13 protein-coding genes are annotated in these 11,240 nt (G+C 68.2%); 5 read left to right on the top strand and 8 right to left on the bottom strand.

Features of this window, described 5'->3' with window-relative positions; all coding sequences use genetic code 11:
* Window position 1: 1 nt before the first annotated feature.
* The gene (locus HRC28_RS15540) at window positions 2-1,600 is read right to left on the bottom strand and encodes an ABC-F family ATP-binding cassette domain-containing protein (RefSeq protein ID WP_182376387.1); all 1,599 of its coding nucleotides are present in this window, start codon (window positions 1,598-1,600) and stop codon (window positions 2-4) included.
* A gap of 77 nt (window positions 1,601-1,677) precedes the next feature.
* On the opposite strand from HRC28_RS15540, the gene HRC28_RS15545 reads away from it, so the two are divergent.
* Window positions 1,678-2,652: a neutral zinc metallopeptidase gene (locus tag HRC28_RS15545; RefSeq protein ID WP_237111513.1), complete on the top strand. Its 975-nt coding sequence runs from the start codon at window positions 1,678-1,680 to the stop codon at window positions 2,650-2,652.
* Between the two features lie 40 nt (window positions 2,653-2,692).
* Here HRC28_RS15545 and HRC28_RS15550 read toward each other — a convergent pair whose 3' ends face one another.
* From HRC28_RS15550 to HRC28_RS15560, 3 genes are read right to left on the bottom strand one after another with little or no spacing between them, the layout of a single operon-like run.
* Window positions 2,693-3,598, bottom strand: coding sequence for a phosphotransferase (locus HRC28_RS15550; RefSeq protein ID WP_182376388.1), 906 nt, complete (start codon window positions 3,596-3,598; stop codon window positions 2,693-2,695).
* 10 nt (window positions 3,599-3,608) lie between these two features.
* Window positions 3,609-5,183: a hypothetical protein gene (locus tag HRC28_RS15555; protein ID WP_182376389.1), complete on the bottom strand. Its 1,575-nt coding sequence runs from the start codon at window positions 5,181-5,183 to the stop codon at window positions 3,609-3,611.
* Entirely contained in the window at window positions 5,180-6,097 is a 918-nt protein-coding gene (locus HRC28_RS15560; protein WP_182376390.1) for an ABC transporter ATP-binding protein, read from the bottom strand. The genes HRC28_RS15555 and HRC28_RS15560 overlap by 4 nt, the downstream gene beginning before the upstream one ends.
* 106 nt (window positions 6,098-6,203) lie before the next feature.
* On the opposite strand from HRC28_RS15560, the gene HRC28_RS15565 reads away from it, so the two are divergent.
* Window positions 6,204-6,659, top strand: a complete 456-nt coding sequence (locus HRC28_RS15565; protein WP_182376391.1) for a GNAT family N-acetyltransferase — start codon at window positions 6,204-6,206, stop codon at window positions 6,657-6,659.
* An 11-nt stretch (window positions 6,660-6,670) separates the two neighbouring features.
* On the opposite strand, the gene HRC28_RS15570 is transcribed toward HRC28_RS15565, so the two are convergent.
* Complete coding sequence (locus HRC28_RS15570; protein ID WP_182376392.1) at window positions 6,671-7,276, bottom strand: acVLRF1 family peptidyl-tRNA hydrolase; 606 nt, start codon at window positions 7,274-7,276, stop codon at window positions 6,671-6,673.
* Window positions 7,277-7,318: 42 nt separating this feature from the next.
* Here HRC28_RS15570 and HRC28_RS15575 point away from each other — a divergent pair, with 42 nt between their 5' ends.
* From HRC28_RS15575 to HRC28_RS15585, 3 genes are all read left to right on the top strand, one after another.
* Window positions 7,319-7,816, top strand: a complete 498-nt coding sequence (locus tag HRC28_RS15575) for an SRPBCC family protein (RefSeq protein WP_202033090.1) — start codon at window positions 7,319-7,321, stop codon at window positions 7,814-7,816.
* Window positions 7,817-7,888: 72 nt separating this feature from the next.
* Complete coding sequence (locus HRC28_RS15580) at window positions 7,889-8,389, top strand: DinB family protein (RefSeq protein WP_237111859.1); 501 nt, start codon at window positions 7,889-7,891, stop codon at window positions 8,387-8,389.
* A gap of 97 nt (window positions 8,390-8,486) precedes the next feature.
* Window positions 8,487-8,825: a hypothetical protein gene (locus tag HRC28_RS15585; protein ID WP_182376394.1), complete on the top strand. Its 339-nt coding sequence runs from the start codon at window positions 8,487-8,489 to the stop codon at window positions 8,823-8,825.
* Window positions 8,826-9,056: 231 nt separating this feature from the next.
* On the opposite strand, the gene HRC28_RS15590 is transcribed toward HRC28_RS15585, so the two are convergent.
* The 3 genes from HRC28_RS15590 to HRC28_RS15600 all read right to left on the bottom strand — a co-directional run bounded on the left by HRC28_RS15590 (window position 9,057) and on the right by HRC28_RS15600 (window position 11,238).
* Window positions 9,057-9,389 carry a metal-sulfur cluster assembly factor gene (locus HRC28_RS15590; RefSeq protein WP_182380682.1) on the bottom strand — a complete coding sequence of 111 codons (333 nt, stop codon included), beginning with the start codon at window positions 9,387-9,389 and terminating at the stop codon, window positions 9,057-9,059.
* Between the two features lie 122 nt (window positions 9,390-9,511).
* Window positions 9,512-9,991, bottom strand: a complete 480-nt coding sequence (sufU, locus tag HRC28_RS15595) for a Fe-S cluster assembly sulfur transfer protein SufU (RefSeq protein ID WP_182380683.1) — start codon at window positions 9,989-9,991, stop codon at window positions 9,512-9,514.
* A 2-nt stretch (window positions 9,992-9,993) separates the two neighbouring features.
* The gene (locus HRC28_RS15600; RefSeq protein ID WP_182376395.1) at window positions 9,994-11,238 is read right to left on the bottom strand and encodes a cysteine desulfurase; all 1,245 of its coding nucleotides are present in this window, start codon (window positions 11,236-11,238) and stop codon (window positions 9,994-9,996) included.
* Window positions 11,239-11,240: the final 2 nt, after the last annotated feature.

An 11,240-nucleotide genomic window follows, 5' to 3' on the forward strand; every position in this document is an offset into this window, starting at 1 on the left:
GTCAGGCGAGTTCGACGAGGTCGGCGTAGTCCTGGCTCCACAGGTCCTCGACACCGTCCGGGAGGATCAGCACCCGGTCGGGTTCAAGGGCGTGGACCGCGCCCTCGTCGTGGGTGACCAGGACGACCGCGCCCTCGTAGCGACGGATCGCGTTGAGGACCTCTTCGCGCGACGCGGGGTCCAGGTTGTTCGTGGGTTCGTCGAGCAGGAGCACGTTGGCCTGCGAGACGACGAGTGAGGCCAGGGCCAGACGGGTCTTCTCGCCACCGGAGAGCACCCCGGCGGGCTTGTGCACGTCGTCGCCGCTGAAGAGGAACGATCCGAGCACCGAGCGTGCCTCGGTGTCGGTCAGGGCAGGGGCCGCCGATTGCATGTTCTCGAGCACCGTACGACGGACGTCGAGGGTCTCGTGCTCCTGCGCGTAGTAGCCGACCTTGAGCCCGTGGCCCGCGATGACCTCACCCGTGTCGGGCTTGTCGACACCGGCGAGGATCCGCAGCATCGTGGTCTTGCCGGCACCGTTGAGGCCGAGGATGACCACGCGCGAACCCCGGTCGATGGCCAGGTCGACGGCGGTGAAGATCTCCAGGGCGCCGTAGGACCGGGACAGGTCCTTGGCCATGAGCGGCGTCTTGCCGCAGGCGGCCGGCGTGGGGAACTTGATGGCCGCGATCTTGTCCGACTGCCGCTCGCCCTCGACGCCGCCGAGCAACTTCTCGGCGCGCTTGAGCATCTGCTGGGCGGCGCTGGCACCGGAGGCCCGGGCGCGCATCTTGTTGGCCTGGTCGGTGAGCGTCTTGGCCTTGTTCTGCGCACTCATCAACTCGCGCTTGCGGCGGGCCTCGTCGGTCTCGCGCTGGATGAGGTAGTTCTTCCAGCCCATGTTGTAGATGTCGATGACGCCGCGGTTCGCGTCGAGGTGGAAGACCTTGTTGACGGTCTCCTCGAGCAGGGCGTTGTCGTGCGAGATCACGATGAAGCCGCCCTTGTACGTCTTCATCCACTCGCGCAGCCAGTTGATCGAGTCGGCGTCGAGGTGGTTCGTCGGCTCATCGAGGATCAGTACCTCGGCGCTCGAGAAGAGGATCCGCGCGAGTTCGACCCGGCGTCGCTGGCCACCGGACAGGGTGCCGAGCGGCTGGTCCATCAGACGGTCGGGGATGCCGAGACTCTGGGCGATCTGGAGGGCCTCGGTCTCGGCGGCGTAGCCGCCACCGGCGTCGAGTTCGTCCTGGGCCCGCTGGAACCGGCGCATCGCCTTCTCCAGCACGTCCGGGTCCTCGGAAGCCATGTCGACCTCGGCAGCCCGCAGCCGTCGTACGGCGTCATCGAGTCCACGCGCGGAGAGGATCCGGTCACGCGTGACGACCTCAGGGTCTCCCACACGGGGGTCCTGGGGCAGGTAGCCGAGTTCGCCCTTGTTGCCGACACTGCCGGCAGCAGGCAGGACGTCGCCGGCAAGGACCTTCGTGAGGGTCGTCTTGCCTGCGCCGTTGCGGCCGACGAGGCCAATCTTGTCGCCGGGTCCGACGCGGAAGCTGACGTTCTCCATGAGGAGCCGTGCACCGACGCGGACCTCGACCTGGTGCACCGTGATCATGAGGTCTTCAGTGTCCCACGACGCGACGACGGCACTGAAAACGTCGACAGGCCCAGTCTTTGCCCTAGGGTGCTGCCGTGGTGCGATTCAATCCGAAGGCCCGCCTTGACCAGTCCCGTATGCGCGATGGCGGCGGTGGGGGTGGTGGTGGCTTCGGCGGTGGCGTCGGCGGTGGCGGAATGCGCCTGCCGATCCCGACGGGCCGCGGCGGACTGAGCACCATCTTGATCCTCGTGCTCCTCTTCATCGTCGCGAAGTGCGCCGGTGTCGATCTCGGCCTCGGTGGCGGTACGGGCGGCACCGGCGGCCTCGGGAGCCAGGTCTATTCGCCGACGCGGTTGAGCGATGCGGACGAAGGCAGTGGCCGCTACGCGAACTGCAAGACCGGCGACGACGCCAACAAGTCCCAGGACTGCGCCCGCGTGGCCATCGAGAACTCGCTCACCGAGTTCTGGTCCGGGCAGGGCATCAACAATTGGCAGCCCATCTCGACGCTGACCACCTTCAGCGGCAGCGTCAACACCGCGTGCGGTCAGGCGACCTCCCAGGTCGGACCGTTCTACTGCCCCGGTGACGGTGGCATCTTCCTCGACACGACCTTCTTCGACGACGTCCTGGAGGCACAGCTCGGCGGCCCCGACGGCGGCTTCGTCGAGTTCTACGTGCTGGCGCACGAGTACGGCCACCACATCTCGAACCTGCTCGGCTTCATGGACAAGGTGACCAACCAGCGCACCGGTCCGCAGAGCCTCGCGACCCGCCTCGAGCTCCAGGCTGACTGCTACGCCGGGTTGTGGGCGCAGCACGCGACGACGACCGAGGACGCCAGCGGTGAGGTCCTGATCCTCGACCTGACCGACGACGACATCCGGCTCGCCCTGGAAGCGGCTGCCGCTGTCGGCGACGACCACATCCAGAAGAAGACACAGGGCCAGACCAATCCGGAGACCTGGAACCACGGTTCCTCCGCGCAGCGGATGAGCTGGTTCCGTGAGGGCTACGAGGGCGGCACCGTGAAGTCCTGCGACACCTTCAGCGCCGACAAGGTCTGACCGAACCCGTCCTGGCCGACCGCGTCCGACGCGGCGTTGCTCAGAGTTCGAGCAGCGCTTCCATGTGCCCGAACGTGCGCTGCAGCGCGCGGAGGTGGGGCGCGACCGCGGGGTGGCGGTACTTGCCCGCAAGGGCGCCCTCTCCCCCGGCGACACGGGCCAGCGCCCATTCGGCACGGCTGAGCGCGGTGTAGACGGCAACGATCCTGGCCCCGAGTACGACGGCGTCGTGGTCCGCGACGCCCTCGGGCAGACCGAGCAGGTAGGCGTCCAGGAGCGGTTCGAACTCCTCGCGCGCCGACAGCGACAGGTAGCCCAGATCCCCGCCGACCGGACCGTGGCCGAGGGTTCCCCAGTCGATCGCCAGTGCGTCGTCGCCGGAACGGCCGGGCAGGTTCAGCGCCGTGGGATCGCCATGCTGCGCGACCTGCGGGACGCCCTCGAGCAACGTGAGCATCTTTGCGCGGTGCGTCCACAGATGGTCGGCCACGTCCGCGACCGTCGTCCGCGCCAACGTCGGCCAACCGCCCTTCCGTTCGACCCGGGCCAGGCGGTCCCGCATCAGGTTGTGGGCGAGGAACTGCGGATGACCCAGGTGGGCACCAGCGAACCGACCGATCGACAGCGCCAGGAAGAGTCCGCTGGACGCGGCGTCCTCAACCCAGTCGCGGATGATCGTGACGCCCTCGTCGTCCTCCTCCACCGAACCGCTCGCCGCCTGGAGCCCGGGAGTCTCGTTGGTGAGGCCGGTGAACAGCACGTCAGCCTCGCGGCGCCAGTACCCGATGTGGGACCGGTCGGAGAGCACGGCCGGATCACCGGGCTGCGGCGAGCCGAGGCGCTTGATCACGACCGGGCGCCCACCGAGCGCCGTCCGCCACACGCCGACCGTCGACGTACCGGATCCACCCGGCAGCGCCACCCAGTCCGACTCCGGCTGCCACATGAGCGGCAAACTAGCCGATGTCGCGCTCGCGGAACCGCCACCACGCCACAACGAGCAGTCCGGCAGCGACGGCGGTCAAGCCACCGGCACTCCCCCAACTCCAGTTGTCGGCAGGCACCGAGGGCACGTGCGAGTACGGCGAGAGGCCCGTCACCCACCCGGGCAGATCGACGAGATCCCCGACCAGGGTGAGGGTCAGGAACCCTGCCGGCCACGCCCAGACCAGTGCTGACCACCGCACGCCGAGGGACAACGTGAGGACGGCCAGGGAACCGACGACCCACGCGGCGGGTGCCCAAGCGAGCGCCGCGACCAGCAGGTTGCCGATGCCGGGGCCGTCGGCGGCGACGTACCCGATCCAGAGGCCGACGCCGGTGACCACCAGCAGCCATGCGGTGCCGACCAGCGCGACGGCGGCGGAAGCTGCGAACCAACCGGTGCGGCTGGTGGCAGTGGCCAACACGATCTCCGTGCGCCCGTCGGCCTCGTCACGGCCGGCATGACTGATGACCGCCACCGCGAAGTAGGTCAGCACCACGGCCACGACGGAGAGGATCGCGGCGACCAGGGCACCGCCGAGTTCATCGATGATCGACTGGGCGGTCGCGGAGTCCAGGAGATCCCCGATGCCGGGGGCGATCATCCCGAAGACCACACCCAGCGCACCAGCGGCCACACTCCACAGCACCAGCGTGGTCGCGTGCACCTTGATGGTGAGCGCGAGCACGTCGGCGAGGCGGGGCGATCCAGTCGCCGGACCCGGGCGAGCAGGCACCAGTCCGGAACCGAGATCCCGCCGACCGCGCAGGACCACGGCTGCGATGACCAACAGGGAAGCCAGCGCCGGATACAGGAGCAGGAGCCACCAGCGCTGGTCGCTGTACGCACGGACCTGCGTGTTCCACCCGAGCGGCGAGAGCCAACTCAGCCACTGCGGACCCGTGTCGCCGACGGCGCGCATCACGAACACGACCCCGATCGCTCCTGCGGCGAAGGCGGCACAGGTCCGAGCGCTCGCAGACAACTGGACGGCCACTGCGGCGATCCCGGAGGCCACGAGCGCCGTACCGGTCCAGACCGCACCGAAGGCAAGCGATCCCGTGCCATCGAGGCCGGACACCGCATTGCCGGCAGCGACCAGGAGTCCCAGAGCAGATGCCAGCAGGACGGCCTCCACCAATGCAGCGGCGAGCGGTGCGTCCCGGCCGACTGCGGTTCCTCCGACCAGTTCGGTCCGCCCGCTCTCCTCGTCCACGCGCGTGTGGCGCCGCACGAGCACCACGAACAACACGGCCACGAACACCGCGTAGAGCACGGTCATCTTGGTCATCGCCAGCTCGCCGGCACTGGTGACATCGAGGACCGGGCCGTACAGCGCGACAATGGCCGGGCTGTTGTTGAGGGCGTCGGCGGCGCGCACTCGAGCGGCTTCGTCGGCGTACAGGCCGGGCGTTGCTGCTGCCGACGCGACACTCATCAGCACGAGGACGCCGATCGAAACGGGTGCGACGACACGATCCTGCCGTAGTGCAAGACGGAGCAGCAGCGGCCAGCCGGCCGTGACGGAACGGGACGCCGTGGTCACCGCCCTGCGCCCGTCCGGTCCCGATACGCGTCCAGGAACAACTCCTCCAGTGTCGGAGGGCTGCTGGTGAGGGCTTCGACGCCGGCGCCGGTGAGAGCGGTGAGTACGACGGGCAGACCCTCCGGATCCACCGTGCAACTGAACTGACGGCCGTCCACGGCGAGGTCATGGACACCCGGCGTCCCTGCGAGGTCCGGGACAGCGCCGCTGAGCGTGGCCACGATCTTGCTCCGGCTGAGATGACGCAGGTCGCTGAGACGACCGGTCTCCACCACCCTTCCCTCGCGGATGATCGTGACCCGGTCAGCGAGGCGGTCGACCTCGGAGAGGATGTGACTGGACAGCAGCACCGTGGCGCCGCGAGCCGTGTGCTCGGCGACGCAGTCGTTGAAGACCTGCTCCATCAGCGGATCGAGGCCTGAGGTCGGTTCGTCGAGGAGCAGCAGGTCGGGATCGGTGGCGAAGGCCGCCACCAGGGCCACCTTCTGACGGTTCCCCTTCGAGTACGCCCGGCCACGTTTGGTCGGGTCGAGGGAGAAGCGTTCGATCAGTTCTTCGCGACGGGACGTGGCGGGATCGGCACCCCGCATCCGGATCAGGAGGTCGATGGTCTCCCCGCCGCTGAGGTTCGGCCACAGGCTGACGTCGCCGGGTACGTAGGCCAGACGCCGGTGCAGGTCGGCCGCGTCGGCCCACGGATCGCCGCCGAGCAACCGGACCTCACCAGAGTCCCTACGCAGCAGGCCGAGCAGGACCCGGAGCGCGGTGGACTTCCCGGCCCCGTTGGGCCCGAGGAAACCGTGCACCTCGCCGGCGGTGACCGTCAGGTCCAGTTCGTCCAGCGCCCGGAAGGATCCGAACGTCTTGACCAGACCGCGGATCTCGATGACCGGAACTGTCTGTCGGCTGTCCACGTGTCTGAGGCTAGCCCCGCACTCCGGCGGGGCCCGGGAGTTTCCACCCGTTCAGGACCAAGGACTCCCCCGCAGGGGGACCTGGGTCAACGGGCAGACTGGGGGCGTGGAGATCCAGTTCGACGACCCCCGCCGCAGCGACGTGCTCGCACTGCTCGAGGAACACCTGGCCGACATGTTCGCGACGTCGCCGCCCGAGAGCGTCCACGCCCTGGACCCGGATGCCCTGGCCGCACCTGCGATCTCCTTCTGGACTGCGCGCGAGGAGGGGCTTCTGCTGGGTTGCGTCGCCCTCAACCGACTGTCCGACGACCACGTCGAACTGAAGTCCATGCGCACCGCAACCGAGGCCCGCCGCCGCGGCGTGGCCGGACGCCTGCTCGACCACGTCCTGCTAGAAGCGCGCCGCCGCGGGCACGTGCGGATGAGTCTCGAGACGGGAGTCGAGGACTACTTCGCACCAGCCCGGACGTTGTACGCCACGCGCGGATTCGTCCTGTGCGATCCGTTCGAGGGCTACGTCCTCGATCCGAACAGTGTGTTCCTGACCCTGGCACTCTGACCGGGCCCTGGTCAGGCGTTCTCGACCTGGACCATGAGCGCCTGCGCGTCGGCGACCACCTTCTCGAGCACGCCCCGGCGAGGATCGGGTACGGCGTGCCACGCCCCGACGATCTGTACCTTGCCGAGTCGGGCATCGGTGAGCACCTCGGTGACGGCAGTGTGGTCGCCACCCGCGACGACCACGTCGACACCGGGAAGGATCCGCGCAGCATGGTCCGCCGCCGCTTCATACGCGGCGCGGGCCTGGTTGTCGCGGCGGCGCGCGAACCGCTGCTGCGACTGACCGCCGGCCTTCGTCCGGCCCTGCACGTGACGCTGCCCGACCTTCGACTCCGCCAGCGCACGGTCCTCGAGTCGAGCGATGGCGAATCCGCCCTTGCGGACCAGGAGCACGCCCCAGCGCTCGGGCACGGCAACGGAGTCGGCCAACGCACCTGCATCCGGCAGGTCGTCGTACGCGATGGAGAACGGGAGATGCGCCGAGAAGTGGGAACCGTCCGGCGCGTTTCCGAGCAGGGCGCCGTCGACGACACTCAACACCGGATCGCCGTGAGAGGCCGCGAAGTTCGAGACCCAGCGCGGCCACCGGGCAACGGGTACGAAAACGTCGGGCACAAAGGTGACGCTACCGACGAGAACGTGTTCTAGTCTCAGGGCATGCCCGCGATGTATCCGAGCACGCAGGTCGGGATCGACTTCGTCGACACGGCTCCGCACCGCTACACGAACAGCGTCGACCTCGCGATCTCCCCGTCCCAACTGTTCGAGGTGCTCGCGGATGCCAGCGCATGGCCGCGTTGGGCGAGCGTCATCACCGGCGTGGTGTGGACCACGCCCGAGCCGATCGACGTCGGGACCCGCCGCACGGTCACGATGCGGGGCGGTCTGATCGGCGACGAGGAGTTCCTCACCTGGGAGCCACCCCTGTCGATGTCGTTCCGGTTCAACGAGTCGTCGACCCGGACCGTGAAGGCCTTCGCCGAGCGGTACGACGTCGTCCCGACCGCCGACGGTTGCCGTCTCACCTGGACGCTGGCCCTCGACGTGCGTGGCCCGTCGCGGCTCGGGATGCCCCTCGGCAAGCCGGTGATGAACGCGACCTTCCGGCGGTTCCTGGCCAACCTGAGGCGCTACACCGATCAGCGGTTCAACTGACCCAAGCAATCGGCCGTGGGTAGCCTCGGGTGGGTGACGACCTTTCGCGCTGAGGACCGCACCGACCCACCCGTGAATTCCGACGAAGCAGCGACGCTACTGGGGTTCCTGAACTACCAGCGGGACACGCTTCGGTGGAAGTGCTCGGGGTTGACCATCGAACAGCTTTCGACCTCCATGGCGCCAACGACAATGACACTGGCGGGCCTGGTGAAGCACCTGGCCGTCGTCGAGTCGGGGTGGCTGAACCAGTTCTTCGCGGGCGGCGTCACCAAGCCCTCCTGGTTCGACGAACTGGACCCGGATGACCGAAACTGGTCGTTCACCTCCGCCACCGGTGCCACACCCGACCAGCTGTTCGCCTGGTTCGACGAGTCGATCGCGGTCTCCGACCGAGTCATCGCAGATGCTATGGCGGGCCCGGAAGGCTTGGCCGCCCTGTCCGCCGAGGCGGACGACGGGAACCGGATCTCACTGCGCTGGATCGTGTGCCACCTGATCGAGGAGTACGCCCGCCACAACGGTCACGCCGACCTGCTTCGCGAGTCCATCGATGGAACCACCGGCGAATAGCCATCCCACAGAGTCTGACCGCGCCGCTCCGCCAAGCAAGATCCGCGGTACGTTGCGCGATGCCGCGCCGCGGCCCCATGCCCTGACAGGAGACCCCATGACCCACAACCCGAGCCCGTCGAAGATCCTCCGGCCCTTCACGCGCCAGTCCACCGTGCTCGAACTGGCCTCGACGATGCCCGGGCGCGCGTTCAAGGCGATGATCGTGCGCCAGCTCCCTCCGACGGCCACCGAGAAGGAGCGTCAGGAGCTGGAGGACCTCACCCTCAGTTTTCCGCTGGAGACCCTGGTTGAGCTGTCCGAGGGCAAGCTCACCTGGGGGATCGCCGACTCGCTCGTCGATCTGGCGAACCGCAAGCCGCATCGTGTCATCGGTCGTGGTATCGGCGCGAGCGCTGCCGCCCTGAAGAAGGTCACGCGCTCGGTTCGCCGCTGATAGCGCGCACCATCGCCCCGCCCCGACCCCGGCATGGCTGAAGCGGTCTCAGCTCCTACCTGTGGACAACTCGGCGTCAGCCAGGGGCAATGTCGGTGGTCGATGATCCAATACTCGTATGGCAATCAGGTGCGAGGTCGACGAGCAGGACGAGCTGGTGGAGATGTCCGCCGGCGACGTCTTGGCGTTCGTACTCACGCGGCCTGACGCCGCGCTCCCCCGCGATGTCGCTCAGACGTTGAAGCCGAGCGCCCGCAACTGCTCGCGGCCGTCGGGGGTGATCTTGTCCGGGCCCCACGGCGGCATCCAGACCCAGTTGATCGCGACGTCGTTGACGAGGCCCTCGAGGGCGGAGTTGGTCTGGTCGGTGATCACGTCGGTCAGCGGGCAAGCCGCGGACGTCAGCGTCATGTCGAGGACCAGGTTCGCGCCCTCGTCGACGTGAATGCCGTAGACCAGACCGAGGTCGACGACGTTGATCCCGAGCTCGGGGTCGACGACGTCCTTCATGGCCTCTTCGACGTCGGCAATCGCCACGTTCGAGGACGCCGAAGAGCCGACCATCTTGTGGGCGGCCGCCTCGGGCACCTCGGGGAGGTCGCCGTGGTCGACGGAGCCCGCATGGCCATGTCCGTGCCCGTGGTCGTGCCCGTCGTGGCTGTGGTCGTGGTCATGGTTGTGCTCGGTCATGCCTTGCCTCCGTCTACGTCAACTGCTGAGGCGACGACCTGTGTCGTCGCGTCCTTCCACGCCATCCAGGACAGCAGCGCGCACTTCACCCGGGCGGGGAACTTCGCCACCCCGGCGAACGCGATCCCGTCCTCGAGAATGTCTTCATCGGGCACGACGGTGCCCTTGCCCTGCATCAGGGTCAGGAACTCCTGGTGGATCGCCAGCGCTTCGTCGACGCTCTTGCCGACCACGAGGTCGTAGAGCACCGAGGCCGACGCCTGCGAGATCGAGCAGCCGACCGAGTCGTACGACACATCGCTGACGACGTCGCCGTCCAGGTGCACCCGCAGGGTCACCTCGTCACCGCACGTCGGGTTGACGTGGTGGACCTCGGCCTCGTGCGGGTCACGCAGTCCCTTGCCATGGGGCTTCTTGTAATGATCGAGGATGATCTCCTGGTAGAGCGCATCCAGATCCTGGCTGTTCGCCGTCATCATCAGTCCAGCTTGAAGTAGGAGCGGGTGTAGTTGAGCGCCTCGATGAGCGCGTCGATCTCCCGCGGCTCGGTGTAGAGGTACGACGACATCCGGGTGGAGCTCTGCACGCCGAACCGCGCGTGTGCCGGCTTCGCGCAGTGGTGCCCGGCGCGTACGGCGATGCCGCGACTGTCGAGCACCTGGGCGATGTCGTGCGGGTGGACGCCGTCGAGTTCGAAGGAGATCGCTCCACCGCGGGCCGCGGCATCGAGCGGCCCGAGGACGGTGAGGCCCTTGACCGTCTGCAGCCCCTGCAGCGCGTAGCCGGTGATCGCCTGCTCGTGCTCGTGGATCGCGTCCAGGCCGATGTGGCCGAGGTACTCGACCGCAGCGCCGAGGCCGATGGCCTCGGCAATCGGCGGCGTGCCGGCCTCGAAGCGGTGCGGAACCTTGGCGTACGTCGAACGCGCCATGGTCACGGTCTCGATCATCTCGCCGCCGCCGTGGAACGGGGGCAGCTCGTTGAGCAACTCTTCCCGACCCCAGAGCACGCCGATGCCGGTCGGGCCGCAGACCTTGTGGCCGGTGAAGACGAGGAAGTCACAGTCGACGGCCTGGACGTCCACGGGCAACTGGGGTGCCGCCTGCGAGGCGTCGATGACCGACACCGCGCCGACCGCCTTGGCCCGCGCTGCCAGGTCGGCGACCGGGTTGATGGTGCCGAGCATGTTCGACACCCAGGTGAACGCGACGACCTTGGTGTTCTCGTCCAGCAACTGGTCGGCATTGCTGAAGTCGAGCTGACCGTCGTCGGTCAGGCCGAACCAGCGCAGCTCGGCACCCGAACGCTCGCAGGCGAGCTGCCACGACACGATGTTGGAGTGGTGCTCCATCTCCGTGATCACGACGTTGTCGCCCGGCGCGAGCTCGATGGTGCGAGCCAGCAGGTTGAGCGCCTCGGTGGCGTTCTTGGTGAAGATGATCTCGTTGCGCGACGGGGCGTTGAGGAAGGCGGCGACCTTGTCGCGCGCCGCCTCGTAGGCCTCGGTCGACTCGGAGCCGAGCTGGTGCATGGCGCGCGCGATGTTCGCGTTGTGCCGCTCCAGGTGGTCGACCATCGTGTCGATGACGACCTGGGGCTTCTGCGAGGTGTTCGCGCTGTCGAGATAGACCAGCGGCAGTCCGCCCGCGAGCGTGCGCTCCAGGATGGGGAAGTCCTTACGGATGACTTCCAGCTCGGGGAGCAGACCATTGAGGGCTGTCATGG

Origin of the sequence: Nocardioides sp. WS12, from assembly GCF_014108865.1 — a bacterium.
Lineage (GTDB): Bacteria > Actinomycetota > Actinomycetes > Propionibacteriales > Nocardioidaceae > Nocardioides.

Bases quoted from the DNA above. Each gene is read 5' to 3' on its own strand.
- HRC28_RS15575 (WP_202033090.1), top strand. From the start codon at position 7,319: ATGCCCGCGATGTATCCGAGCACGCAGGTCGGGATCGACTTCGTCGAC.
- sufU (WP_182380683.1), bottom strand. From the start codon at position 9,991: ATGACGGCGAACAGCCAGGATCTGGATGCGCTCTACCAGGAGATCATC.
- HRC28_RS15540 (WP_182376387.1), bottom strand. From the start codon at position 1,600: ATGATCACGGTGCACCAGGTCGAGGTCCGCGTCGGTGCACGGCTCCTC.
- HRC28_RS15590 (WP_182380682.1), bottom strand. From the start codon at position 9,389: ATGGTCGGCTCTTCGGCGTCCTCGAACGTGGCGATTGCCGACGTCGAA.
- HRC28_RS15550 (WP_182376388.1), bottom strand. From the start codon at position 3,598: ATGTGGCAGCCGGAGTCGGACTGGGTGGCGCTGCCGGGTGGATCCGGT.
- HRC28_RS15600 (WP_182376395.1), bottom strand. From the start codon at position 11,238: ATGACAGCCCTCAATGGTCTGCTCCCCGAGCTGGAAGTCATCCGTAAG.
- HRC28_RS15585 (WP_182376394.1), top strand. From the start codon at position 8,487: ATGACCCACAACCCGAGCCCGTCGAAGATCCTCCGGCCCTTCACGCGC.